The sequence below is a fragment of the Streptomyces sp. NPDC021212 genome, from assembly GCF_044332925.1.
Classification (GTDB): Bacteria; Actinomycetota; Actinomycetes; order Streptomycetales; family Streptomycetaceae; genus Streptomyces.
In genome coordinates this window covers 374,697-400,046 of the sequence record NZ_JBIRPZ010000003.1, presented here as the reverse complement: position 1 = coordinate 400,046, position 25,350 = coordinate 374,697, and the positions used below count along the sequence as shown (strand labels likewise).

General features: G+C 73.2%; 22 protein-coding genes and 1 riboswitch. Of the genes, 10 read left to right on the top strand and 12 right to left on the bottom strand.

What is annotated here, in order from left to right; translation table 11 throughout:
- Positions 1-2 precede the first annotated feature (2 nt).
- Positions 3-536 (top strand): hypothetical protein, encoded by a 534-nt coding sequence (locus tag ACH4SI_RS10040; protein ID WP_398294667.1) that lies wholly within the window; start codon positions 3-5, stop codon positions 534-536.
- Positions 537-898: 362 nt separating this feature from the next.
- A complete protein-coding gene (gene phsA, locus ACH4SI_RS10035) occupies positions 899-2,785 on the top strand; it encodes an O-aminophenol oxidase PhsA (protein ID WP_398294665.1) in 1,887 nt (628 codons plus the stop codon).
- Positions 2,786-2,835: 50 nt separating this feature from the next.
- On the opposite strand, the gene ACH4SI_RS10030 is transcribed toward phsA, so the two are convergent.
- The gene (locus ACH4SI_RS10030; RefSeq protein WP_398294663.1) at positions 2,836-3,681 is read right to left on the bottom strand and encodes an IPT/TIG domain-containing protein; all 846 of its coding nucleotides are present in this window, start codon (positions 3,679-3,681) and stop codon (positions 2,836-2,838) included.
- A 377-nt stretch (positions 3,682-4,058) separates the two neighbouring features.
- Here ACH4SI_RS10030 and ACH4SI_RS10025 point away from each other — a divergent pair, with 377 nt between their 5' ends.
- Positions 4,059-4,346 carry a hypothetical protein gene (locus ACH4SI_RS10025; protein ID WP_398294661.1) on the top strand — a complete coding sequence of 96 codons (288 nt, stop codon included), beginning with the start codon at positions 4,059-4,061 and terminating at the stop codon, positions 4,344-4,346.
- Positions 4,347-4,574: 228 nt separating this feature from the next.
- A complete protein-coding gene (locus ACH4SI_RS10020) occupies positions 4,575-5,075 on the top strand; it encodes a GNAT family N-acetyltransferase (RefSeq protein WP_398294659.1) in 501 nt (166 codons plus the stop codon).
- Between the two features lie 18 nt (positions 5,076-5,093).
- On the opposite strand, the gene ACH4SI_RS10015 is transcribed toward ACH4SI_RS10020, so the two are convergent.
- The 3 genes from ACH4SI_RS10015 to ACH4SI_RS10005 are packed head-to-tail and all read right to left on the bottom strand — an operon-like array spanning position 5,094 to position 8,028.
- Positions 5,094-6,572, bottom strand: a complete 1,479-nt coding sequence (locus tag ACH4SI_RS10015) for an FGGY-family carbohydrate kinase (RefSeq protein ID WP_398294657.1) — start codon at positions 6,570-6,572, stop codon at positions 5,094-5,096.
- 47 nt (positions 6,573-6,619) lie between these two features.
- Entirely contained in the window at positions 6,620-7,399 is a 780-nt protein-coding gene (locus ACH4SI_RS10010) for a DeoR/GlpR family DNA-binding transcription regulator (protein WP_398294655.1), read from the bottom strand.
- Complete coding sequence (locus tag ACH4SI_RS10005) at positions 7,396-8,028, bottom strand: histidine phosphatase family protein (RefSeq protein WP_398294653.1); 633 nt, start codon at positions 8,026-8,028, stop codon at positions 7,396-7,398. The genes ACH4SI_RS10010 and ACH4SI_RS10005 overlap by 4 nt, the downstream gene beginning before the upstream one ends.
- Before the next feature lie 126 nt (positions 8,029-8,154).
- Between ACH4SI_RS10005 and ACH4SI_RS10000 the strand changes: the two genes are divergently transcribed.
- The 3 genes from ACH4SI_RS10000 to ACH4SI_RS09990 all read left to right on the top strand — a co-directional run bounded on the left by ACH4SI_RS10000 (position 8,155) and on the right by ACH4SI_RS09990 (position 13,445).
- On the top strand, positions 8,155-9,624 hold the full coding sequence (locus ACH4SI_RS10000; protein ID WP_398294651.1) for an FGGY family carbohydrate kinase: 1,470 nt from the start codon (positions 8,155-8,157) through the stop codon (positions 9,622-9,624).
- A 108-nt stretch (positions 9,625-9,732) separates the two neighbouring features.
- Positions 9,733-9,873, top strand: a riboswitch (cobalamin riboswitch).
- A 126-nt stretch (positions 9,874-9,999) separates the two neighbouring features.
- A complete protein-coding gene (locus ACH4SI_RS09995) occupies positions 10,000-12,396 on the top strand; it encodes a ribonucleoside-diphosphate reductase subunit alpha (RefSeq protein WP_398294649.1) in 2,397 nt (798 codons plus the stop codon).
- A 17-nt stretch (positions 12,397-12,413) separates the two neighbouring features.
- Positions 12,414-13,445 (top strand): ribonucleotide-diphosphate reductase subunit beta, encoded by a 1,032-nt coding sequence (locus ACH4SI_RS09990; protein WP_398294647.1) that lies wholly within the window; start codon positions 12,414-12,416, stop codon positions 13,443-13,445.
- 61 nt (positions 13,446-13,506) lie between these two features.
- On the opposite strand, the gene def is transcribed toward ACH4SI_RS09990, so the two are convergent.
- The 8 genes from def to ACH4SI_RS09950 form a co-directional block, all read right to left on the bottom strand.
- Positions 13,507-14,139, bottom strand: a complete 633-nt coding sequence (gene def / locus ACH4SI_RS09985; protein ID WP_398294645.1) for a peptide deformylase — start codon at positions 14,137-14,139, stop codon at positions 13,507-13,509.
- Between the two features lie 105 nt (positions 14,140-14,244).
- A complete protein-coding gene (locus ACH4SI_RS09980) occupies positions 14,245-15,231 on the bottom strand; it encodes a hypothetical protein (protein ID WP_355851457.1) in 987 nt (328 codons plus the stop codon).
- A gap of 287 nt (positions 15,232-15,518) precedes the next feature.
- Positions 15,519-16,781, bottom strand: a complete 1,263-nt coding sequence (locus ACH4SI_RS09975; protein WP_398294642.1) for an HD-GYP domain-containing protein — start codon at positions 16,779-16,781, stop codon at positions 15,519-15,521.
- A gap of 803 nt (positions 16,782-17,584) precedes the next feature.
- Entirely contained in the window at positions 17,585-19,027 is a 1,443-nt protein-coding gene (locus tag ACH4SI_RS09970; protein ID WP_398294640.1) for an HD-GYP domain-containing protein, read from the bottom strand.
- Positions 19,028-19,211: 184 nt separating this feature from the next.
- A complete protein-coding gene (rsrA, locus tag ACH4SI_RS09965; protein WP_398294638.1) occupies positions 19,212-19,547 on the bottom strand; it encodes a mycothiol system anti-sigma-R factor in 336 nt (111 codons plus the stop codon).
- On the bottom strand, positions 19,544-20,236 hold the full coding sequence (locus ACH4SI_RS09960) for a sigma-70 family RNA polymerase sigma factor (RefSeq protein ID WP_398294636.1): 693 nt from the start codon (positions 20,234-20,236) through the stop codon (positions 19,544-19,546). Before ACH4SI_RS09960 ends, rsrA begins: the two co-directional genes overlap by 4 nt.
- Before the next feature lie 307 nt (positions 20,237-20,543).
- Entirely contained in the window at positions 20,544-21,200 is a 657-nt protein-coding gene (locus ACH4SI_RS09955; protein WP_398294634.1) for an alpha/beta family hydrolase, read from the bottom strand.
- On the bottom strand, positions 21,200-22,045 hold the full coding sequence (locus ACH4SI_RS09950) for an SOS response-associated peptidase (protein WP_398294632.1): 846 nt from the start codon (positions 22,043-22,045) through the stop codon (positions 21,200-21,202). Before ACH4SI_RS09950 ends, ACH4SI_RS09955 begins: the two co-directional genes overlap by 1 nt.
- 49 nt (positions 22,046-22,094) lie before the next feature.
- On the opposite strand from ACH4SI_RS09950, the gene ACH4SI_RS09945 reads away from it, so the two are divergent.
- The 3 genes from ACH4SI_RS09945 to rsgA all read left to right on the top strand — a co-directional run bounded on the left by ACH4SI_RS09945 (position 22,095) and on the right by rsgA (position 25,296).
- Positions 22,095-22,808, top strand: coding sequence for a M50 family metallopeptidase (locus tag ACH4SI_RS09945; RefSeq protein WP_398294630.1), 714 nt, complete (start codon positions 22,095-22,097; stop codon positions 22,806-22,808).
- A 91-nt stretch (positions 22,809-22,899) separates the two neighbouring features.
- Positions 22,900-24,276 carry a 3-phosphoshikimate 1-carboxyvinyltransferase gene (aroA, locus tag ACH4SI_RS09940; protein WP_398294628.1) on the top strand — a complete coding sequence of 459 codons (1,377 nt, stop codon included), beginning with the start codon at positions 22,900-22,902 and terminating at the stop codon, positions 24,274-24,276.
- 12 nt (positions 24,277-24,288) lie between these two features.
- Positions 24,289-25,296: a ribosome small subunit-dependent GTPase A gene (gene rsgA, locus ACH4SI_RS09935; RefSeq protein WP_398294626.1), complete on the top strand. Its 1,008-nt coding sequence runs from the start codon at positions 24,289-24,291 to the stop codon at positions 25,294-25,296.
- Positions 25,297-25,350: the final 54 nt, after the last annotated feature.

Here is a 25,350-nt window from a genome sequence, read left to right as displayed (position 1 = left end):
TCATGAGCGAGCCCAGGACAGGCCCCCGCATGCTCGGCATCTACCTCAACGACCACCTGGCGGGGGCGACGGGCGGGGTGGAGCTGGCCCGCCGGATGGCCCGCGAGTACCGGCGGTCGGCCGTCGGCGCCGACCTGGAGAACCTCGCCGTACAGATCATGGAGGACCGGGAGGCGCTCCGCGCCATCATGGCCGCACTGGAGGTGCCCGTACGCCGCTACAAGCTCTGTGGCGGCTGGCTGGGCGAGAAGGCCGGGCGGCTGAAGCCCAACGGCCGGGTGGTGCGCCGTTCGGGACTCAGCACGCTCATCGAGCTGGAGGGGCTGCGGATCGGGGTCGAGGGCAAGGCGTTGCTGTGGCACACGCTGCTGGTCGCGGCCGACCATGACACACGGCTGGAGCCCGATCGGCTCACCGAGCTGCTGGACCGGGCGCGGCGGCAGCGCACGGCACTGGAGTCACTGCACGACGCCGCGGCCGCAGCGCTGTCCGCCCCCGGCCGCCCGGAGGAGCGGAAGACGGTGGTCGGCCCGTGACGGCTCCGCCGAGATCCTCTTCGTCGGCAACGCCACCCTCCGCATCCGCTACGGGGCGCTCACCCTGCTCCTGCGCCCGCGGAGAGCGCGTCACCGTGACCCCCGTAGCGGCGGCACGTACTAGGTGGACACCTGCGAACGCCGTCGCCTCGTCATGAGTTTCACCCCCGGAGACGGTCGAACTTCCCCCCTTTTTTCCCGGACGCACCGATTCCACCGACTTGTTCGAGCCAATCCGGCACAGAATGGCGCATTCCGCCAGGATTGCGGCAACTGTCGCGCGCCTGCGCTCGTCCGAATGGGTGAGAAGTGTGCCGCCACACACCGTGGCGGCACGGGGGAAACACAACGGGGGTTCGGCGATGTCCGACACGCTTGTCCACAACGATTTCGAGGAGTTCGAGGAGACCGGTCCGCAGGGGCAGGACGGTCCGGAGGGGCGGTCCGTTCCGGCCGCGCCGCCCGCGGCCGGGCTCGTGCCCTTCATGGACGCCCTGCGCATACCGCCGCGGCTGCGCCCGGACAAGGCGGAGGCGCTGGAGGGGGTCACGGTCGATCTGCGCGCCACCTGGGTGCGGCTGCACTCGCAGCTGCCGCCGAGCCGGGTGTGGGCCTACCAGGGGAACTTCCCCGGGCCCACCATCGAGGTGCGCCGCAAGCAGCGGCTGCGGGTGGCCTGGACGAACCGGCTGTCCGGCGCGTACCCGGTGACCGCGTACGAGGTTCCGATCGCCGGCCCGCCCGCGAGCAACGTCCCGGGGCATGACGAGGCGGGCGCCGAGGAGGTCAAGGGCGTCGCGGAGCTGCCGCCGTGGTCGGTGACGCATCTGCACGGCGCCCCGACCGGCGCCGCTAACGACGGGTGGGCGCAGAACGCGGTATCGCCCGGTGACGCGCAGCTCTCCGAGTACCCGAACGACTGCCGCGCGACGGCGCTCTGGTACCACGACCACGCCATGCACATCACCCGGTGGAACGTGTTCACCGGCCTGGCGGGCATGTACCTCATCCGCGACGAGGAGGAGGAAGCGCTGCGGCTGCCGCGCGACGAGTACGAGGTGCCGCTGGTCCTGATGGACCGCAACCTCGACAAGGACCCCGACGGGCGGTTGACCGGGCGGCTGCTGCACAAGGTGCAGTCCGTCGGCAAGGACGCCGAGGGGCGCAATGTCACGATCCCGTTCAACGGGCCGTACACGCTGGTCAACGGGGTCATCTGGCCGCACTTCGACGTGGAGGCGCGCTGGTACCGGTTCCGGGTGGTCAACGCGTCCAACGCGCGCTTCTACCGGCTGGCGCTGATCGACGAGGAGACTGGTCAGCAGGTGACCGGGGCGGTCAAGCAAATCGGGACGGACGGCGGGCTGCTGGACCGCCCGGTGGACCTCGACGCGCCGGTGTCCATCGCGCCGTCCGAGCGGCTCGACCTGCTGATCGACTTTTCCCGGCTGCGCGGCCGCACCCTGCGCCTGGTCAACACCCCGGACGGGAAGAACCCGGGCGAGGCCGATGAGGCGGGCGGCGTACCGTACCCGCAGGTGATGCAGTTCCGGGTGGACGGCGAACCGGTCCGCGACCGCTTCGTCCTGCCGAAGGTGCTCTCCTCGTTCCAACGGATCACCCACGCCAACGCCCCGGCCCACGGGCACCGGATCATCGCCCTCACCCCGCCCGGCACGGTCGGCGGCAACGGCCACCCGGAGATCTGGGAGCTGCGGCAGGTCGCCGAGGCCGATGTGACGATCCCGGGTGACGGGGTCATCCAGGTCCGCAACGAGATGGGTGAGACGACCACGTACCAGCGGATCTCCCGCACCTTCGACGACGCCATGGGCATCAGCGTCGAGCTGGACTCCTGGGAGCAGTGGAGCTTCCTCAACCTGGGCGGTCCGACCCACCCGATGCACATCCACCTGATCAGCTTCCAGGCCATGAGCCGTCAGGCGTACGCGGCCGGCGGCTTCGACCCGGCGGTGGGCGGTACCGGCAAGGACGCGCCGGTCGCCTACTCCGGGGAGCTGGAAGTGCTGCCGAGCGAGCGGGGCTGGAAGGACACCATCCAGGTGCCGGGCGGCCAGATGGTCAACGTCATCGGCCGCTTCACCGGCGCGACCGGCCGCTTCATGTACCACTGCCACATCCTGGAGCACGAGGACATGGCGATGATGCGGCCGTTCCTGGTGACCCCGGGCCAGGTGCTGGCCTTCGACCACCACCGCCCGGGCGACGGCCACCACGGCGTCGCCTAGGACGCGTGGGCACCGGCAGCCGGGATGCCCGGCTGCCGGTGCCGTACGGGTCAGGTGTAGATGAAGCCGCCGGGGACGGTGGCGGTTCCGGTGGCCGTCACCAGGGTGACGGTCGCGGGGCCGACCACTCCGGGCGGAGTGACGCCGGTGACCGTGGTGGCGGTGGCGGCCACGCCGGTGGCGGGAACGCCGTTGAACAGCACGGCCAGCACACCGCCGAGGTTGGTGCCGGTGATGGTGAACGGCGTGCCGCCGGCCGATGTCCCCGTGGTGGGCGCGATGCTGGTGGCCACCGGCGGGGGCGGGGCGGGGAAGTAGGTGAAGCCGCCCGGGATGGTGACGGAGCCACCGGGGCCGGTGACGACCACGGCGGCGGTACCGGCCGAGCCCGGCGGGGTGATGCCGACCAGTTGGGTACCGGCGGGGTTCACGGCCAGGATAGTCGCGGGGACGTTGGCGAAGGTGACGCTGGTGACGGTGTTCAGGTTGGTGCCGTTGATGACGAACACCGTGCCGCCGGTGGTCGGGCCCACGGCCGGGGTGATGGAGGTGGCGGTGGGCGGGGGCGGCGCCACGTAGGTGTACGGCTGGCTGTTGCTGGTGCCGGAGGTGGTGGTGACGAGGACCTGTACGGGCCCGGCCGCGTGCGGCGGAGCGATCACCAGGACGGTGTCGTTGCCGTTCTGATTGACGATGGTGGCGGGGATGCCGCCGAAGGTCACGCTGATGACGTTGTGCAGGTTCACCCCGGTCAGCTGGACGAGGTTGCCACCGCCGGTGGGGCCCGAGTTGGGCACGACGGACAGCAGCAGCGGCGGTCCCCACGGTGCCGGTGGCCACCAGGGCCAGTTGCCCTCGGTGGATGCGGCGGCGGGCGCGAGATCGGTCGAGGTCATGGTCGGTCCTCCCGGAGAGGGGTGAGGGACGCGCACCCGTCGGCCGCCGCCGATGCGGGCCGACACCGGAAGAGAGAAATGGGGCGCGGCCGATCAGGGCGCGGAAGTGGCGCGCGGAAAGTGACGGAGAAACGGGGCGAATGCCCGGCTCCTGAAAATGGCCGACGAGGTAGGAACGGGCCCGGCGACCACGTTTCCAGTTATCCACGCACCCCCGCTTCACTCAAGACCCAGCGGCGGTCATCACTCGTTCGGCGTATGGCTCGCTGCCGCCCCTCGCGCTTGTAATGAGTGGTATCGGCAGTTGAGGTCGCCCATCCTCGGCCGGAGTCCGTCCCCCCGTCACTGGCTTGACCGAACCGGTAGGGAACGACCCCATGAGCCTGGCAGCGTTCCTCCTCGCCCTCGGCACCACCTGCCGCATCACCCGCTTCCTCACCAAGGACACCCTGGCGGCGGGGTTCCGGATGTGGATCGCCGACCGGTTCGGCGACGACTCTCCGGTCACCTATCTGGTCAACTGCGGCTGGTGCACCAGCACATGGGTGGGCGGGGCGTCCGCCGTGTACGCCGAAACGCTGCACACCACCGCGTGGTTCCACATCCCGGCCACCGCCCTGACGCTTTCCTATCTCGCCGGTGTGGCGTCGCGGTGGCTCGACTGACTCCACTCGCTTCGACTGAAGGGAAAAGCACCCATGGGCTGCAACTGTGGTGGCGGAACACCGCAAAGAACCGTCGTGTACCAATTGACGCTGCCGCCGGCACGGTCCGGCGCTATGTGACCTTCCAGGAGGCCGAGGCGGCCAACAAGCGCGCCGGTTCCACGGGAGTGATCACCGCCGTCACCCCGTGACGGTCCGGCTGTCGGTGCCCTGCGGCAGACTGCGGGTATGGATGTCACGATCAGACGCGCGCGGGACGAGGAACTGGACGAGATCGGGGAGTTCACCGCGGCCGTGTACCTCGGCGACGGGCTGCTGGACTTCGGGGCCGAGGACCCGTACATCGAGGAGCTGCGCGACGCGCGGAAGCGGGCCGCCGGGTCGGAGGTGCTGGTCGCGGCGGACGCGGAGAGCGATGCGGTGCTGGGCGCGCTGGCGTTCGCCGTGCACGGGGGGACGTACGCGGAGCTGGCCCGGCCGGACGAGAGCGAGTTCCGGATGCTCGCGGTGCGGCCCGAGGCGCGGCGTCGCGGGGCGGCGGAGGCGCTGGTGCGGGCCTGTATGGACCGTACGCGGGAGCTGGGGCTCGCGGGCATGGTCCTGTCCACCCACCCCAGGATGACCACCGCCCACCGGCTGTACGAGCGGCTGGGGTTCCGGCGCGCGCCCGAGCGGGACTGGGAGCCGGTGCCGGACGTGGCGCTGTGGGCGTTCACCGTGAAGGTGTAGGTGCCCGCCGCCCGTCGCTCACGGCAGCAGCCAGCCGCGGGCGCGCAGAGCGGCGGTGAACGTGGCGTACGAGGCGTCGAGGGCGGCGTGCTCGCGCGCGTCCGGTTCGACGTCCCGGCCGGGGCGGACCATCGCGGCGGCGCTCGCGGTGAGGTCCGGGTGGAGGGTCCCGGAGGCGGCCAGCAGGGCGGCGCCGAAGGCCGTTTCGGCGTGGTCGGCGACGCGCAGGGGGCGGCCGAGGACGGTGGCGCGGATCCGGGTCCACAGCGGGCTGCGGCTGCCGCCGCCCGCGGCCCACAGCGGGCCCTCGACCGCCACGCCCAACTCCGCGATCCGCTCCAGGGCGAGGCGTTCCAGGAAGGCCACGCCCTCCAGCGTGGCGCGGTGCCGGTCGGCGTCGTCGGCCGGAGTGCCGAGGACGAAGCCCCGGGCCGCGCCGCTGACGAACGGGAAGCGCTCGCCCTCACGGCGCAGCGGATACGCGACCACCGAAGCCGGACCGCGGTCCGCGGCGGCGCGGTCCAGTGCGGGCAGATCGCCGGACGGAGCGTGCGCGAGGGCCTCGCCGCCGGTGTTGGAGGCGCCGCCCGGCAGCCACCAGCCGTCGGGGTGGCGGTGGCTGTAGAGCGCGCCGGAGGGGTCGGCGATCAGGTCGCGGGTGACGCCCTTGAGGACGTACGTGGTGCCGAGGATCCCCACGAACTGCGTCGGCCGCACGGCCCCGGTGGCGAGTTGTCCGGCGCAGCCGTCGGTCATGCCGAGGCGGACCACGCAACCGGCCGGCAGCCCGGTCTCCGCCGCGGCTTCCGCGCACACCGTGCCGACCGGGGTGGCCGGTGCCCGGACGGACGGCAGCCACCGGGCCGGTACGCCGAGCGCGTCGAACACCTCGCCCGGCCACTCCCCGGCGCGCGCGTCGTAGCCGCTCTTGAGCGCGTGCGACCAGTCGGTCGCGACGGGCCCGCCGGTGAGCCGCCACCCGACGAGGTCGGGGGTGTGGAGGAGATGGCCCGCCGCGCCGCCGGGCGCGGCGCCCGGCCCCTCCACGCCCGCCAGCCAGGCGATGCGGCCGAGGGCGGCGGTCGGGCCGACCGACAGGCCGAGGGCCCGCCAGCGCGGGGCGCCCGCCTCCTGGGCGCGGGCGTTGAGCCCGGCGGCGCGGCGGTCGTCGTACATCAGGGCGGGGCCGAGGGGTTCGCCCCGGCCGTCCGCGAGGACGATCGTGCCGGAGGTGGCGGCGACGGCCACCGCCACGACCTCCCGGCCGCCCGCCGGAAGCGCCCCGGTGGCCTGGCGCAGGGCCGCCGCGACGGCGGGCCACCAGGCCGTGGCGTCCTGTTCGCTGCGGCCGCCCACGCCCCGGCGCGGGGGCGGGAGTTCCGCGCCGCCCCGCGCCCGTACGCGCCCGTGTGCGTCGGCGCACACCACCCGCACCGCCGCCGTGGCGATGTCGATCCCCGCGACGACCTCGGTGACGGCCTCGGCCCGGTCGGACATCACGTATCCCGTCCCTCACGCGTGGAGTTAAGTTAACACTGGCGACGTTAAAAAGAGGTGGGCGCGATCCTCACGTCCGTACGCTCCCGCCACTCCCCGACCAGCCGGGCGTCCGCCGCGCCGTCCACCACCAGATGGTCGAAGTCGGCCAGCGGGCGCAGCCGGTGCAGCGCCGTGCGCCGGGTCTTGGACGCGTCCATCAGCAGCGCCGTGCGGGCGGCGGCGGCGAGCATGGCGCGCTTGACCAGCACCACGTCCTGCTCCTGGTGGTACGTGGTCGCCGCGTCCATGGCCGAGGTGCTGACCAGCGCGAGGTCCACCGCCAGCGCCGCGATCGCGTCCGCGCACGGCACGCCGAGGAAGGAGTCATGGGTGTGCGAGTACTCCCCGCCGAGCCCGATGAGCCGGATCCGGGGCACCCCGGCGAAGACCTCGATCACCCGCCGGGCGTTGGTCACCACCGTCAGCGGGGCGGACTCCACCAGCAGCGGGGCGAGCGCGAGGACGGTCGTGGAGTCGTCCAGCATCACCGACATCCCGGGCTCGACCAGCTCCGCCGCGGTGGCGGCCACCGCCTCCTTCTCGGCCCGGTGGGCGCCCATCCGGTAGGCCAGACTGGACTCGAAGACCGACGTGGGCAGGGCCGAGACCCCGCCCCGGAACTTGCGCAGCACGCCGAGCCGGGCCAGCTCGTCCAGGTCCCGGTGCACGGTCATCAGGCTGACCCCGGTGAGGTCGGCCAGCTCCGCCGCGGTGGCGGTGGAGTGCGCGAGGACGTATTCGGTGATGGTCTGTCTGCGGGTGTCCTGGGAGCGGACCGTGGTCATGGGCGGGGACCTCCTGAAGCTCCATCGGTGGGCACGTTCAGGGAGCGCAGCGCCGTGCGGTCGCCGTCGATCCCGATCTCGGTCACCGCCCCGTTGTCCAGCCGGGGGAAGACCGTGCGGTAGCGGCCGACGGGGATGCCGAGCAGGGTGCACAGCGCGGTCCGCAGCAGGGTGTTGTGCGCCACGACCAGCACCGTGCGGTCCGGATGCGCGGCGGCCAGCCGGCGCAGGGCGGCGACCGCCCGGGCCGCGGCCTCACCGGGGCGCTCCGACCCGGGGAAGGCGCCCGCCTCGGGGTCGGCGCGGAACGCCCGGACGGCCGCCGGGTCCTCCGCCTCCATCTCGGCGAGGGTGCGGCCCTCGCCCCAGCCGAAGTCCATCTCGCGCAGGTCCTCGACGACTTCGGGGACCAGGGACAGCGCGATGGCGGCCGGTTCGGCGGTGTGCCGCGCGCGGCTCAGCGGGGAGCAGGCCATCGCGTCGATCCGGCGCCCCCGCACCCAGTGGGCGAGGGCCCGCGCCTGCCGGTGACCGCGCTCGGTCAGCGCGATGTCCGAGATCCCGGCGTACCGGTTCTCCGCGTGCCACACGGTCTCTCCGTGGCGTACGAGCAGCAGTCGGGCGGTCATCCGGGTTCTCCCCTGCGTCAACCATCGCCTGGACGCTGACGTCCGGGCCATTGCCTGATCACGTCGTGAATGTTAAATCTAGCATCCCTCGTGTGATGGGGCACCGGTTCCGAAGGGCGGCAGGGCATGCGCGTGATCATCGGAGTGGACGTCGGCACCTCCGTCACCAAGGCCGTGGCCTTCGGCCGCGACGGGGTCGCGCTCGCCTCCGCGGCCCGCCCCAGCACGTTGGACCGCCTCCCCGGCGGCCGGGTCGAACAGGACCTGGAGGAGGTACTGCGCACGGTCGCCGAGGTGGTGCGCGAGGTGGCCGCGGCGCTCCCCGGCCCGCCCGTCGCGCTCGCGCTCACCGGCCAGGGCGACGGGCTGTGGCTGCGGGACGAGGCGGGCCGGGCGGTGCGCCCGCCGATCTCCTGGCTGGACGGCCGGGCAGGCGACACCATCGCCCGCTGGCGCGCCGACGGCACGCTCGCCGCCCTCTACGCCCTCACCGGCTCCGGGCTGTTCCCGGGCTGCCATGCCCCGCTGCTGCGATGGCTGGCCGAGCACGAGCCGGAGACCCTGGAGCGGGCGGCGGTCGCGGGCTACTGCGTGGACGCGGTGGCCCAGCGGCTGACCGGTGTCATCGCCGTGGACGCCTCCGACGCCTCCCTGCCGTTCCTGGACGTCACCACCCGCACCTATGTGACCGGCGCCCTGGAGCCGTGCGGACTGGCCGGCCACGCCCGGCTGCTGCCCCCGCCCGCGCCGCCCGGCACCGTCCTCGCGCTGGACGACGAGGGGGCCCGGCTGACCGGGCTGCCGCCCGGACTGCCCGTCGTCTCCGGCCCGTACGACCTTCCGGCGTGCGCCATCGGCAGCGGGGTGCGGGACGTGGGCGACGGGCTGCTCATCGTCGGCACCACGCTGGCCTGCCAGGTGCTCACCGACCGCGCGACGGTGGACCCCTCGGCCGATCCGGCCGGGATGTGGCTGTGCACCCCCGACCCGGACCGCTGGCTGCGCGCGATGCCCGCGATGGTCGGCACCGCCGCCCTGGAGTGGGTGCTCGATCTCACAGGGGCGACCACCGCCGCCCTGGACACCCTGCTCGACGGGAGCCCGCCGGGCGCGAACGGCGTGACGGCGCTGCCCTTCCTGTCCGGCGCCGGGGAACGCGCGCCGTTCGTGGAGCCCGCCGCTCAGGGGCGGTTGGACGGTCTCACGCTCGCCACCACCCGCGCCGACACCGTACGGGCCGTGTGCGAGGCCATCGCCTACGCGGCCCGCCACTGCCTGGAGGCGGCCGGGCTCTCGGGGCGGCTCGCGCTGTGCGGCGGAGGCGTGCGTTCCGCCGCGTGGACGGAGATTTTCGCGAACGTCATGGGCCGCCCGGTGGCCGTTCCGGACGAGCCGGAGGTCGGCGCGCGGGGCGCGGTGGCGGTCGCCTGGCGGTCGCTCGGCGACCCCGTGGACGCGTCCCACTGGCGCGCCGCGTCCCGTACCGTCGAGCCGCGGAGCGAGCTTCGCGGCGCGTACGAGGACGGCTACGCCGGCTACCGCGACCGCCTCGCCCGTGCCCTGGACGAATGGCGGACGAGCGGTCCGGGAAGCTAGTTTTCCGGGGTCGGCCGCATGGATTCCGGCGCTGCCGAGACCCGGCGCAACTAGCACATACATACGAATCCCCCCAGCTGACGACACAACATCTGGGGGCGCGTACGCAGCGCGACACAAGATGTATGCTCGTGCTCGCTGTCGCCGCAGGGGAATCCGGTGCGAATCCGGAACTGTCCCGCAACGGTGTACGTGTGCGCTTTCGCGTATCCGTGAGTCCGATGACCTGCCGACGGCCGTCTGCATACGTCCGGGCCTCGCGGGGTGGGTCGATGGACGCTGCGTGGTGTGCCGTGAAGCGCAATCGGCATGCCCGTAAGCGGCCATCGCGCACCGCCCTCGCAGGCCCCCAGCCGAGCGAGGGAGAACACTTCAGTGACCATCGCGCCCGCCGACCCGGTCTCAGAGGCAGCCGACACTCCGGCAGCGGCCGACGCCCCCGGGACCGCCCTGCTGCGGACCCTGACCGCGCTCACCGCCGATCTGCCCGCCACCGACCCCGGCAAGGTCGCGGCCGCCGCCCTGCGCGGCCGCCATCCCGGTTCGGACGAAACGGAGTTGCGCTCCCTGGCGACCGAGGCGGCGGCCGGACTCATCGGCGAGGAGCCGGAGTACTCCAGGCTCGCCGCGCGGCTGCTGACCCGCGCGATCGCCGAAGAGGCGGCCGGGCAGGGCGCGGACTCCTTCACCGCCTCCGTCGCCGTGGGCCACGGCGAGGGCCTGATCGCCGACTCCACCGCCGAGTTCGTGACGACCCACGCCGCCCGGCTGGACGCGCTGGTCGACCAGGCGCTGGCCGACGGGGCCGACGACCGCTTCGGTTACTTCGGGCTGCGCACCCTGCACAGCCGCTATCTGCTGCGCCACCCGATCACCCGTCAGGTGATCGAGACCCCGCAGCACTTCCTGCTGCGCGTGGCCTGCGGGCTCGCCGAGGACCTGTCGGAGCGGGCGCTGGGCGACGTCGCCGAGCTGTACCGGATGACGAGCACGCTGTCGTACCTGCCCAGCTCCCCCACGCTGTTCAACTCCGGCACCCGCCACCCGCAGATGTCGTCCTGCTATCTGCTGGACTCGCCGCTGGACGAGCTGGACTCGATCTACAACCGCTACCACCAGGTGGCGCGGCTGTCGAAGCACGCGGGCGGCATCGGTCTGTCGTACTCCCGCATCCGCGCCCGCGGTTCGCTCATCCGCGGCACCAACGGGCACTCCAACGGCATCGTGCCGTTCCTGCGCACGCTCGACGCCTCGGTGGCGGCCGTCAACCAGGGCGGCCGGCGCAAGGGCGCGGCCTGCGTCTACCTGGAGACGTGGCACGCGGACATCGAGGAGTTCCTGGAGCTGCGGGACAACACGGGCGAAGAGGCCCGCCGCACCCACAACCTCAACATCGCGCACTGGATCCCGGACGAGTTCATGCGCCGCGTCGAGGCGGACGCCGACTGGTCGCTGTTCTCGCCGGTGGACGCGCCCGAGCTGGTGGACCTGTGGGGCGAGGAGTTCGACGCCGCGTACCGCCGCTTCGAGGCCGAGGGGCGGGCGCTCAAGCAGGTCCCGGCGCGCCAGCTGTACGCCCGGATGATGCGCACCCTCGCGCAGACCGGCAACGGCTGGATGACGTTCAAGGACGCCGCCAACCGCACCGCCAACCAGACCGCCGAGCCGGGCCGGGTCGTCCACTCCTCCAACCTGTGCACCGAGATCCTGGAGGTCACCGACGACGGCGAGACCGCCGTCTGCAACCTCGGCTCGGTCAACCTCGCCGCCCACCTCGGGGAGAACGGTGAGATGGACTGGGAGCGGCTGGACCGCACCGTCCGCACCGCCGTGACCTTCCTCGACCGCGTGGTGGACATCAACTTCTACCCCACCGACGAGGCCGGGGCCTCCAACTCCCGCTGGCGGCCGGTCGGTCTGGGCCTGATGGGCCTCCAGGACGTCTTCTTCCGGCTGCGGCTCCCGTTCGACTCGCCCGAGGCACAGGCGCTCTCCACCCGGATCTCCGAGCGCATCATGCTCGCCGCGTACGAGGCGTCCTGCGACCTCGCCGAGCGCCACGGCCCGCACCCGGCCTGGGCCGAGACCCGCACCGCGCGCGGTGTGCTCCACCCGGACCACTACGCCGACGCGCGGGCCACCTGGCCCGAGCGCTGGGAGGCGCTGCGCCGGCGGATGGCCACGACCGGCATGCGGAACTCGCTGCTGCTGGCGATCGCGCCGACCGCCACCATCGCCTCCATCGCGGGCGTGTACGAGTGCATCGAGCCGCAGGTCTCCAACCTCTTCAAGCGCGAAACGCTCAGCGGTGAGTTCCTCCAGGTCAACTCCTACCTGGTGAACGACCTGAAGAAGCTCGGCGTATGGGACGCCCAGACCCGTGACGCGCTGCGCGAGGCCAACGGCTCGGTCCAGGACCTCTCCTGGGTGCCGAGCGACGTACGGGACCTGTACCGCACCGCGTGGGAGGTCCCGCAGCGCGCCCTGATCGACATGGCGGCGGCCCGTACCCCGTACCTCGACCAGAGCCAGTCGCTGAACCTCTTCATGGCGGCGCCGACCATCGGCAAGCTCAGCTCGATGTACGCGTACGCCTGGAAGCGCGGCATCAAGACCACCTACTACCTGCGCTCCCGCCCGGCGACCCGGATCGCCCAGAGCGCCCGCGGGGGCGCCGCCACGGCCACCGTCCCCGCGCCGGCGACGCCCGCCGAGGACGACGCGGTCGCCTGCTCCCTGGAAAACCCCGAGTCCTGCGAGGCCTGCCAGTAATGCCCACCGCATCCGAGATGACCACCGTGAACACCGCGCCGGGCCACACCAAGAACCTGCTCGACCCCGGGTTCGAGCTGACCCTGCGGCCGATGCGGTACCCGCAGTTCTACGACCGCTACCGGGACGCGATCAAGAACACCTGGACCGTGGAGGAGGTCGACCTCCACTCGGACGTCGCCGACCTCGCCAAGCTCTCCCCCGGTGAGCAGCACCTCATCGGCCGCTTGGTCGCGTTCTTCGCCACCGGCGACTCGATCGTCTCCAACAACCTGGTGCTGACGCTCTACAAGCACATCAACTCCCCCGAGGCGCGGCTGTACCTCTCGCGGCAGCTCTTCGAGGAGGCCGTGCACGTCCAGTTCTATCTGACCCTGCTGGACACCTACCTCCCCGACCCGGACGACCGGGCGGCGGCCTTCGCGGCGGTCGAGAACATCCCCTCCATCCGGGAGAAGGCGGAGTTCTGCTTCCGCTGGATGGACTCGGTGGAGAAGATCGACCGCCTGGAGTCCAAGGCCGATCGCCGCCGCTTCCTGCTCAACCTGATCTGCTTCGCGGCGTGCATCGAGGGCCTCTTCTTCTACGGCGCCTTCGCCTACGTCTACTGGTTCCGCTCCCGCGGCCTGCTGCACGGCCTGGCGACCGGCACCAACTGGGTGTTCCGCGACGAGTCCATGCACATGGAGTTCGCCTTCTCGGTCGTGGACACCGTCCGCGAGGAGGAGCCCGACCTCTTCGACGACGAGCTGGAGCAGCAGGTCACCGACATGCTGAAGGAGGCCGTCGAGGCGGAGCTGCAGTTCGCCCACGACCTGTGCGGCGACGGCCTGCCGGGCATGAACACCGAGTCCATGCGCGCCTACCTGGAATGCGTGGCCGACCAGCGCCTGGCGCGCCTCGGCTTCCCCGCGGTCTTCGGCTCGGAGAACCCGTTCTCCTTCATGGAGCTTCAGGACGTCCAGGAGCTGACCAACTTCTTCGAACGCCGCGCCTCGGCCTACCAGGTCGCGGTCGAGGGCTCGGTCTCCTTCGACGACGACTTCTGAGCCTCACCTGTGCCAGAGGGCCGGACCCCTCGGGGTCCGGCCCTCTGGCATGACGGCACACTCAGTCGTTCGGCACCGTCTCGTAGCGCGCGGTGCCCTCGGCCATCTGCCGGAGGACGTCCTTGCGGTCGCGCTTGGAGAGGCGGTCGATGTAGAGGTAGCCGTAGAGGTGGTCCGTCTCGTGCTGGAGGCAGCGGGCGAAGTAGCCGGTGCCGCGCACGGCGATCGGGTTGCCCTCTGCGTCCTGACCGCGCACCACCGCGTAGTCCGGGCGGGCCAGCTCGCAGTAGGCGGTGGGGACCGACAGGCAGCCCTCGTTGGAGTCGTCCAGCACGCGGCGGTCGGCGGGCAGCTCCTCCAGCACCGGGTTGCAGACCACGCCGACGTGGCGTACGCCCTCGTCGTCCATGCAGTCGTAGACGAAGACCTTGCGGTCGACACCGATCTGGTTGGCGGCCAGGCCCACGCCCTCCGCCGCCCGCTGGCTGGCGAACATGTCGTCGATCAGCGCCGCCAGCTCGTCGTCGAACTCGGTGACGTCCCGGCACTCCTTGTGGAGCACCGGGTTGCCGACGACGGTGATCGGGCGGGCGGTGCCGCGCTCGCGGTACGCCCGCTCGCGCTCCTCGCAGTCCTCCGTGTCCACGACGAACTCGTCGTCCACCTGCTGCTTCGTGGTCCCTTGCTGCGACATCGTCCGCCGTACGCCTTCCTTCAAACCCTGATGCGTCGCCCTACAGGGTACGGCCCGCCCGGACGGCAGGGGGATCTGTGGCCCTTTCCGGGTATTCAGCAGACCTCAGCAGACCTCTTCAAGGTCTCGCCACTCCCGGGTGTCCGGGCTGTCGGCGACCCAGCCGTCCAGCAGCCCCCGCACCAGCCCGCTGGGGGCGGCGATCCCGCATTCGCGCTCGGCGACCCACAGCGAGCCCGAGCCCGCCGTGCGGTGCCCCAGCGGTCCGGGGTGGCCCGGCTCGCTGTGGTCGTGCGGGTCCAGGTGCTCGCCCTCGCCCTCGTCGCTCGGCATCCGGCTCTCCGAACAGGAGCGGCACAGCAGCCGCACCGACGACGACCAGTCCTCGGCGGCGAAGCCCGCGTCGGCCGCCAGCCGCTCCAGGGCGTCCCGGTCGGCCTCGGTGGCCGCCTCCAGCAGCACCACCCAGGTCGGCACCGGGGACGGCGCCCACAGCTCGATCTCGTCGAAGACGGGGTAGGACGGGCCCGCGGAGGTCACCCGCTCACCGTGGGGCACGCCGTCGTGCAGCACCACCTCGCCCCAGCGCCGCCCGGAGGACGGCAGCGGGATCGACAGCACCTCGATCCGGGCCGGGTCCAGCCGGCGGCCCCAGACCACCTCGGCCTCGCCCTCCGGCGACAGCCGCACCGCGGCGCTGCCCAGCTCCATGCCGAGCGGCTCACCGGAAGCGGACGCCTCCCCCGGCACCTTCAGCCCGTACGCCTGCCAGGCGCGGCGGGCCAGCGGCCAGTCCTGGAGGGCGGTCGCGGCGATGCCCACGTTCCACCAGTCGGGAGCGCCCGTCTCGCGGTCCAGCAGGGCGACGGCGCGCAGCCCGGCGGCCCGGGCCTGCTCCCAGTCGTGCCGGAACTTGTGCAGCAGCGCGAGGTTGAACCAGGACTCCGACAGCCACGGCTCCAGGTCGGCGGCGCGGGTCAGCAGCGCGCCCGCGTCCTCGTACCGGCCGTCGCCGATGAGCGTGAACGCACGGTCCGTGGCCTGCCGCCATGAGGCGGACGGCCGGTGCCGTACCTTGCCGAAGATCTTCACGATTCCCGCCTGCCGGTATCGAAGTAGTCCCGTACCAGAGCCTTACGCGGACGGCGTCGCCCTCCCTGGGAGACAACCTGCCACACATCCGCGGACATCTCAGCCCAGCCCCTCACCCTTCGGCCGGGAGACGATGCCCACCACACCTCCTTGCCACCGGCCATCGGCCCGACACCCCTCTCTCGCATCCAACCATGCCTCTTGGGAGACCCGCTCATTACCCGCGAGTTCCACCTTCGTCACCGCCTTCGTCACCGCCTTCGTCACCGGCTTCCTGACCGGGTTCCTCACCGGGGGCGGTCGTACGCCGGGCGGGACAGCACCGTCGCCAGCGCCTCGACCACCGCCGGATCGAAATCCCGCGCGGTGCCCAGCCGCAGCCGCTCCAGGGCGCGCAGCGGGGCCGCTCCCCCCTGGTCCGCGGCCGCCGGACCGCCCGCCGCCTCGGTGTACGCGTTCACCGCGCGCACGATACGCGCGGACAGGGGCTGTTCGCGGTACGGGTCCGCCTGCCGTTCGACGATCACCGCGACCTCCGCCGGCACCCCCGTCTGCCGTACCACGGCACCGCCCAGCCGCGCGATCCGGCGCTGCTCGGCGCGGGACAGCGGCTCGGTCGCCCCGGCCGGCACCGGGTCCACCAGGGACAGCTGACCGATGTCGTGCATCAGCGCCGCGTATTCCAGCACAGTCAGGGCGGGCTCGGAAAGCCCCAGCTCACGGCCGACCGCCCGGCTGAGCCCGGCGACCTTACGGGCGTGGCCGGCGGGGGTGTACCCGGCGATCTCGGTCGAGCGGGCCAGGGAGGCGATGGTCTGCCGGCAGGTGGCCCGGATCGCGGCGTAGCGGCGGAACGAGTACTGGATCAGCAGCGGCGGCAGCGCCAGCACCGGCAGCGCCCACAGCCCGGCGACGGCCACCGTGAGCGCCATCACCACCCCGGTCGCGCAGATCGCCGACCCTATTCCGGTCAGCGCCCGCAGCTCGTCGCGGAGCAGCGGCCCGTACGGCCAGCCGGTGCGGGCGCGGGCCAGGGCGGCCGCGAGCACCGCGTCGCACAGCGCGGTCAGGGCCAGCACGCCCAGCAAGTAGCCGACGAGCGCGGGGCCGTGCCCCGGCCAGGCGGCCAACCGGCCGGTGTGGTGCAACGGTTGGAAGCAGGTGGCCGCGAACCCCACGCTCAGCACGCGGCGGGCGGTGTGGCCCGGGTCGGCCGGGCGCCCGAGCGCCATGCGCGGCACCAGACCGGTCAGGGAGGCAGCCACGACGACGGTGACGACCTGGAGCACCCCATGGCCGGTGGGCTCCCCGCCCAGCTGCCCCAGCAGGGCGTATCCGAGGGCGCCCGCGGCGGCGAGGGGCGTCGGCTCGCCGCGCTGCTCGTGCGCCCCGCTCGCGCGCGGGAGCGCGGCCGACGCGTCGCAGCACCGGATGGCTTCCCCGAGGGCGATGAGCAGCCCGAAGGCGAGCGCCGCCCCCGGCTCGCGTATCCCGTGCCACTCCGTCCAGGCGAGCGCCACCACGGCGAGCGCCCCGGCGGCGCCGTACACCGCCCCGAGGGTGCCCCTTCCGCCCTGCCGCCGCGCCGGGCTCGCGCCCCCGCCCCGGCTCCGGCGCGCCCGCCGAACCGCCCGCGCGTGCGCCCCGGCGAGCCGCCGGAGCCCGCCGTGCGACCTGTCGGACGGTCCCCCGGACAGGCTGTCGACGCGGCCGGACGCACCCCCGTCCCCGCCCGGGTGGGCACGGCGGGGCCCATCCGGGCCCGCGCCCGCCCTCGCCGCGGCCCACGCCGCCGCGTTCCCGTCCCGGTCCGAGCCGGGTTCGGACGGGGTCGCGTACGGGCCCGGTCCCAACCGTGCAGCCGCCCGCGTCGCCGCGCTCGGGCCCCGGCCGGAGGGCGGGAGCCCGCCGGGCTCGTGCCCGGCAGAGCGGCCGACGCCGCCAGGCGGACACGGGCCGCTCCCGCGTTCCGGGCCGGGAGGCCCGGGAGGCCGGAGCGTGCCACCGGCTTCTCGCTCTGCCTGGCTCCCCGACCGGCCGGGGCCAGGCAGGGCGCCGGGCCGCGCATCCGCTCCACGGAGGGCCGCGGCCGCGCTCCGGTCCCGGTCCGGGCCGGGCGGGCGCGCCGAGGTGCCCTGGCCCGGCCCCTCAGCCGCCCGCGCCGCCGGGCCACCGGCCTCACGCCCCCGTGCGGCGTCGGGGCCGCCGGCCGCCGTCGGCTCTCCCCCGGCCCGCGTCCGCCCGGTCCCGGGCACGGCCGGGTCGTCACCGCCGTGAGCGCGCGCGGGCCGGAGGTCCCGGTCCCGGCCTTCCGGGCCATCCGGGCCGGGCGCTTCGGGACGGGTGGCGGGGGTCATGAGGCGCCGCCGGGGGGTGGGGAGTCCGGATGCGGCGCGGCGGTGTCGGGCGGGCCCGGGGCCGTCGCGGCGCGTACGAGCGGGGCGGACGGGAGCGACGGGACGTTTCCGCGGTCGCCGGCTGCTCCCCCGGCGCCCGTCACCGCCTCCGCGCGGGCCTCGGTACGGGCGTCCGCGGTGACCGCGGCGTGCCAGCCGTGCCGGTCCAGCGCGCGAGCCAGGGCCCGCACCATGCGCGGGTCGAACTGCGTGCCCGCGCACCGCTGCAGCTCCGCGACCGCCGTCTCCACCGGGCGGGCCCTGCTGTACGTACGCGTCGAGGTCATCGCGTCGAAGGCGTCCGCGACCGCGACCACCCGCGCGAACTCCGGGATCTGCGCCCCGGCCAGCCCGTACGGATAGCCGCTGCCGTCCAGCCGCTCGTGGTGATGCAGGATGGCCGTCCGCGCCTCGCCCAGGAAGCGGATGCCGCGCACCATCTCGTGGCCGTATTCGGGGTGCAGCTCGATGACGCGGCGCTCCTCGGGGGTCAGCGGGCCGTTCTTGCGCAGCAGCCGGGTGGGGACGCCGAGCTTGCCCACGTCGTGCAGGATGCCCGCGATGCGCAGGGCCTCCAGCCGGTCGCCGCCCATGCCCAGCTCGCGGGCGATCATCACGGAGGCGCGGCCGACCCGCTCGCTGTGGCCCCGGGTGTAGCGGTCCTTGATGTCGACCGCCTGGACGAGGGCGCGGATGGTGGCCTGGTGGGCGGCGCGCTCGCGGTGACAGAGCGCGAAGACGCAGGCGCAGACGTACATCGGCAGCAGCACCAGCAGAGCCGCCGCCGGTCCGTACGGGCTGCGCCACAGCACCGCCATGGCGAGCCCGGCGGGGCCGTGGACCAGCTGCGGAGCCAGCGCGCTCAGGGGCCGTCCGCGCCAGGCGGCACGCGCCGAGCGGCGCTCGGCGAGGACCAGCACCCCGCCCTCCAGGGCGGCGGTGACCAGCCCCAGCACGAGCGCGGCCATCGGCGCGGCGGCCAGGGCCGTCGGAAAACCGGGCACACCGGGGTTCTCGGCGGCGCGCAGGGCGTACGAGCCACCGAGGGCCCGGAAGGCGTACGCGGCGGCCCAGACGGCCAGTGAGAGCTGCGCGGCGCGCCAGGCGCGCCGTACCGGCGCGGGCTGCCGCTCGACCCGCCCCAGCAGCGCCCCGGGCACCGCGACGAGCGCCGCGGCGGCGGGCGGCAGCAGAAAAGCCCCGGCCAGAAGGACGGGGCTGCACCATTCGGGGGACGGGGCCCGCACGGTGCGGGACCCCACCGCGTACACCGCGGCGAGCAGGATCACCGTGGCCCACGGGACGGCCGCCTGGGGCCGCAGTACCGGGGCGGCGCACAGCACCGCGATGAGCACGGCGCTCAGCACATAGGCGCGCGCCCCGAGAGGAAGTGCCCGCAACGAACGCCCTCCTCCCCATCCGCATCCGGGTCGCCGCCCCGATCAGGGGCGGGTCAGATTGGGGAGAATAGGGCCGCATGCGGCGGACGGGACCAGCTGGACCGCCCGATTGCACCCCTTCGGGTGATGATCGGGTGATGTACCGACCGGTTGGGTCACGCCGCCCGCGGTCCGCGGGCCGGGGTCACTCCTGGGCGGTGGTGGGCCTGGACGCCTCGGCGGTGTCCGTCGCCTCCGCGGTGAGTTCACGCTCGGGCACCGCCTGCCCGGACCGGATCAGCTCGATGCGGCCCATGACCTTCGAGCGGAGGTCGGTGGGCACGTCGTCATGCCCGCAGCACCGCTTGACCAGCTTCTTCACGGCCTGCTCCAGGCCGTACTTCTCCAGGCAGGGGGAGCACTCGTCGAAGTGCACCTCGAACTTGGCACAGTCCCCGTCGGGCATCTCGCGATCGAGGAACTCGTAGAGGTGGTCGAGGACCTCGGAGCAATCCGTCTCGTGCGGCTCTCCGCAGCTCATGAGTCCGCGCCTTTCCGATCGTGCGACTCGTCCGCCGCAGCACGGGACGCGCCCGCCGGGACGAGCCCGCGCCCACGGGCGTAGTCCTCCAGCATGTCGCGCAGCTGACGGCGCCCACGGTGCAGACGGGACATCACCGTACCGATGGGTGTCCCCATGATGTCGGCGATCTCCTTGTACGCAAACCCCTCGACATCCGCGAGGTAGACCGCGATCCGGAATTCCTCGGGAATGGCCTGGAGGGCCTCCTTGACGTCCGAATCCGGGAGGTGATCCAGGGCCTGGGACTCGGCGGACCGCAGACCGGTCGACATGTGCGACTCGGCGCGCGCGAGCTGCCAGTCCTCGATCTCCTCGGCCGCGCTGCGCTGGGGTTCGCGCTGCTTCTTGCGGTACGAGTTGATGAACGTATTGGTGAGGATGCGGTACAGCCACGCCTTGAGGTTGGTGCCCTCGCGGAATTGGTGGAAGGACCCGTACGCCTTCGCGTACGTCTCCTGCACGAGGTCCTCTGCGTCGGCCGGATTACGGGTCATGCGCAGCGCGGCAGAGTACATCTGGTCGAGGAACGTCAGGGCGTCCCGCTCGAAGCGCGCGTTGCGCTCCGCGGACGTCTCCTGCCGCTGCTCGGCCGACTCTTCCTCGATGACGCCGTCGGTCTCTGCGTCGGTCCCAGTGACCTGACCCACCTCCTCCGTTTTCGTGGCGGTGCCCGATGCGGACCCACCCGAATCGGAGAATAGACGACGATCCGGTCCGCCCGCCGCCTCCATTTTCGCGGTCTGCTCCGCCTCCAGCTGACGCCAGTCCAGGTCAGCGGCGTGCGGGCGGGCCGGGCAAGCAAGCGAACCCATGCGGGGAACTCCCTCTCCTCGTGCTGGTGCCTCTTACGCGGTCGGTACCTACGACGCGTACAACACCGGCCCCCCGCCCCGCATTCCCGTGACGCCCCCCACACGCCCTACCCGCCCCACACGCCCCACACGCCCCACACGCTCAGCCCACGGCGCGGGGCAGCCAGCCGGCGACGGCCTCGGTGATCACGGCGAGGGCTTCCGGCTCGGTGATGTCCGCCGACTTCGGCACGGCGAAGCCGTGGTCACCGTGCGGTACCTCGACCAGTTCGGTGCCCGACGGCAGCGCCGGGAACTCCCCGGGGCGGCCGAAGGCGTCCCGGCCGCCCTGGACGACCAGCGTCGGCAGGCCCGTGGACAGCAGCTCCCCGGCGCGGGACTTCTCCGGCTTGCCCGGCGGGTGCAGCGGGAAGGACAGCGCCAGCACGGCGCGGGCGCCCAGCTCCGCCCCCGTACGGCAGGCCACCCGAGCCCCCGCGCTGCGGCCGCCCGCGACGACCGGCAGGCCGGGCCGCTCCAGCGCGGGCCACAGCGCGCGCCAGCCGGTGTCGAGGGTCTTGGGGGCGGGCGCGACCTTCTTGCCCGCCACCCGCCACGGCTGTTCGACGAGCGCGACGCTCACCCCCCGCGGCGGCAGCGCGGCGGCCAGCGCCCGCAGGTCGCGCGCCTCGATGCCGCCGCCCGCGCCGTGGGAGACGGCCAGCACGGCGTACGCGCCGGAGGCTTGGTGCCAGGTGATACGGGCGTCGCCGACCGGGGTCGGCACGGTCTCTGCGCTGGGCGCGGTGGTCCGGGTCATCAGAACAGGGTGCCCTCTTCCGGGGCCTCCAGCTCGTGAAGCAGCTCCGGGCCGTTGTTACGGACATCGCTCACCCCGGTCGCGACGGGGTACGCGCGCAGCAGCCCCGCGGGCGGCGGCGCCAGCAGCGGGCGCAGATCGTCGGGGTCGGTACGGGCCGGATCCAGCCAGGCGTCCCAGCGGTCCTCGGTGAGGACGAGCGGCATCCGCGGATGGATGTCGGCCAGCGAATGCGGCCCCTCGCCCTCGGCTCCGGCGCCGACGTCTGCCTCGGCGAATGGCTCCCGCTCCGCCTCGGTGGTGATCACGGTGCAGGTCACCCACCAGGCGCGTGGATGCTCGTCCGGCAGCGTGCGGTCCCGCCAGAACTCGTACAGCCCGGCCATCGCCATGACCGAGCCGTCCACCGGGGTCACGAAGTACGGCTGCTTGCGCGGCCGTTTGCGCTTCCCCTTCTCTTCCAGCTGCCGCTCCCCCGACCCGGTGACCCACTCGTAGTAGCCGTCGGCGGGCAGGATGCAGCGGCGCGCGGCGAAGGGGCGCCGGTACGAGGGCTTCTCGTGCACGGTCTCGGCCCGGGCGTTGATCATCTTCGCGCCGCCCTCGGGAGACTTCGCCCAGGACGGGACGAGGCCCCACTTCAGCGCCCGCAGCTGGCGCACCGGCCGTGGTCCGACGGCCTCGGCCTCCGGGCCCTTGAGCGGGCGTTCCAGCACCGCGTACACGTCCTTGGTGGGCGCGACGTTCCAGTCGGGCGCCAGGGCCTCCTCCGGCTCCCACTTCTCCACCCCGAAGGTCCCGACGAGATCCTCGGGTCTCCGGCTCGCTGCGTATCGACCGCACATAGGTGCCACACTGCCACGACGCAACCCGACGCGAGGAGCCGCCCGCACCATGGACGCAACGAACGCCACCGATCTGTGGGACCGCGTCGTCGGCGCCCAGCCCGACCCCACGCTGTGGCTGGTCGCCTCCACCGGGCTGATAGCCCTCGCCGTCGTCGTCTTCCGCACCTCCTGGCGGATATCCCGCAACGCGATCACGATCGCCCACGAGGGCGGCCACGGGCTGATCGCGCTGCTGAGCGGGCGGCGCCTGGACGGCATCCGGCTGCACTCGGACACCTCGGGGCTGACCGTCTCACGCGGCAAGCCCACCGGCATCGGCATGGTCCTCACGGCGGCCGCCGGCTACACCGCGCCCTCCCTGATCGGGCTGCTCGGCGCCTGGCTGCTGGCCGCGAACCACATCACCGCGCTGCTGTGGGGCACGACGGCGCTGCTCGCCGCGATGCTGGTGATGATCCGCAACGCGTACGGCGTGCTCACGGTCGTCACCGCCGGAGCCGCCTTCTTCCTCGTCTCCTGGCTGACCGAGCCGGACGTACAGGCCGCGTTCGCGTACGGCGTGGTGTGGTTCCTGCTGATCGGCGGCGTCCGTCCGCCGTTCGAGCTCCAGGGCAAGCGACGGCGCGGCGGCGCGTACGACTCCGACCCCGATCAGCTGGCCCGGCTCACCAACGTCCCGGCCGTGGTGTGGCTGCTGCTCTTCCACGTCGTCACGCTGTGCTCGCTGATCGGCGGCGGCCGATGGCTGCTGCGGCTGTGACCCGTACCCCTGTACCAGCACCGTGTTTCGACTGGGTTTCGCCACTTTTGATCGAGATTCGCACTCTCGGTGAGCCACTAAAGTGAGAGCCATGACCGGCATTGAGACTTCCCCGGGCGATGACACCGCCCTCTGGCCCGCCCCGACCGCCGACGGGGCGGTCGACGCGACCGTCACCGTGCCCGGATCGAAGTCCGTCACCAACCGCGGTCTGATCCTGGCCGCGCTCGCCGCCGAGCCCGGCTGGCTGCGCCGGCCGCTGCGCTCCCGCGACACCCTGCTGATGGCCGACGCGCTGCGCGCGATGGGCGTCGGCATCGAGGAGACGGTCTCCGACAGCGCCTTCGGCGCGGGCGGCTCCTCCGGCGGCGGCGAGGCCTGGCGGGTCATCCCCGCGGGACTGCACGGCCCGGCCACCATCGACGTCGGCAACGCGGGCACCGTGATGCGCTTCCTGCCGCCGGTCGCCTCCCTCGCCGACGGCCCGGTCCGCTTCGACGGCGACCCGCGCTCCCACGAGCGCCCGCTGCACGGCGTGATCGACGCGCTGCGCGCGCTCGGCGCCCGCATCGACGACGACGGCCGCGGCGCGCTGCCGATGACCGTGCACGGCGGCGGGGCGCTGGACGGCGGCCCGGTCCGGATCGACGCCTCGGCGTCCTCCCAGTTCGTCAGCGCGCTGCTGCTCTCCGCGCCGCGCTTCAACCAGGGGGTCGAGGTGCGCCACATCGGCGCCGCGCTGCCCTCCCTGCCGCACATCCGGATGACCGTCGACATGCTGCGCGCGGCGGGCGCGCGCGTCGACACCCCGGAGGCCGGCGGCGAGCAGGGTGTGTGGCGGGTCGCGCCGAGCGCGCTGCTCGGCCGGGACCTGATCGTCGAGCCCGATCTGTCCAACGCTGCGCCGTTCCTGGCCGCCGCCCTGGTCACCGGCGGCCGGGTGACCATCCCGGACTGGCCGGAGCACACCACCCAGCCCGGTGACGCGCTGCGCCGCATCTTCACCGACATGGGCGGTTCCTGCGAGCTGACCGACGCGGGGCTGACCTTCACCGGCACCGGCCGGATCACCGGCATCGACGCCGATCTGCACGAGGTCGGCGAGCTGACCCCGGTGATCGCGGCGGTCGCGGCGCTGGCCGACTCCGAGTCCGTCCTGCGCGGCATCGCCCATCTGCGCCTCCACGAGACCGACCGGCTGGCCGCTCTCGCCAAGGAGATCAACGAACTCGGCGGCGAGGTCGCGGAGACCGAGGACGGGCTGCGGATCCATCCGCGCCCGCTGCACGGCGGGATCTTCCACACCTACGAGGACCACCGGCTGGCCACAGCCGCCGCCGTCCTGGGCCTGACCGTCGAGGGCGTCCAGATCGAGAACGTGGCGACCACGGCCAAGACCCTGCCCGACTTCCCCGGTCTGTGGACCGGGATGCTCGACGCGACGACAAGCGCGGCGCGGGGAGTCTGAGGGCGTTCCGCCATGCGCCGCTACGGCAAGCACACCGACGAGGACGACGTACGGGTCCGCCCGAACCGCAAGGGCAATCGTCCGCGCACCCATATCCGCCCCAAACACGAGGACGCCTCCGAGGGCATGGTCCTGACGGTCGACCGCGGTCGGCTCCATGTCCTCATCGAGAGCCGCACCATCATCGCCATGAAGGCCCGCGAACTCGGCCGCAAGGGCGTCGTGGTCGGCGACCGGGTCGCGGTCGTCGGCGACCTGTCCGGCGCCAAGGACACCCTCGCGCGCGTGGTGCGCGTCGAGGAGCGGTCCTCCGTACTGCGCCGGACCGCCGATGACGACGACCCGTTCGAGCGGGTGGTCGTCGCCAACGCCGAGCAGCTGGCCATCGTCACCGCCCTCGCCGACCCCGAGCCGCGTCCGCGGCTGATCGACCGCTGTCTGGTGGCCGCCTTCGACGCCGGACTCGAACCGCTGCTCGTCCTCACCAAGTCCGACCTGGCGCCCGCCGACGACCTCCTGGAGATCTACCGGACGCTCGGCGTGCCCTATGTCGTCACCAACCGCGACGAACTGGCCGGCGGACAGGCCGCGGACCGGGTGCGGGAGCGGCTCGCGGACCGGATCACGGTCTTCGTCGGCCACTCAGGCGTCGGCAAGACCACCCTGGTCAACGCCCTGGTGCCGGAGCGCAAGCGGGCCACCGGACGGGTGAACGCGGTCACCGGCCGCGGCCGCCACACCACCACCTCGGCGCTCGCGCTGCCCCTTCCGGACGACAAGGGATGGGTGATCGACACCCCGGGCGTGCGGTCCTTCGGACTGCACCATGTGGACCCCACCCGGGTCATCCACGCCTTCCCCGACCTGGAGCCGGGCACCGACGAATGCCCGCGCGCCTGCAGCCACGACGAGCCGGACTGCGCCCTGGACCAGTGGGTGGCCGACGGCCACGCCGACCCGGCCCGGCTGTACTCCCTGCGGCGGCTGCTCGCCACCCGCGAGCGGCGGGAGGGCGACTGATCCGGGTTTGCCGCCCAGTTTGCGAGGTAAAGGGATAATCGCATCCGGCGACCC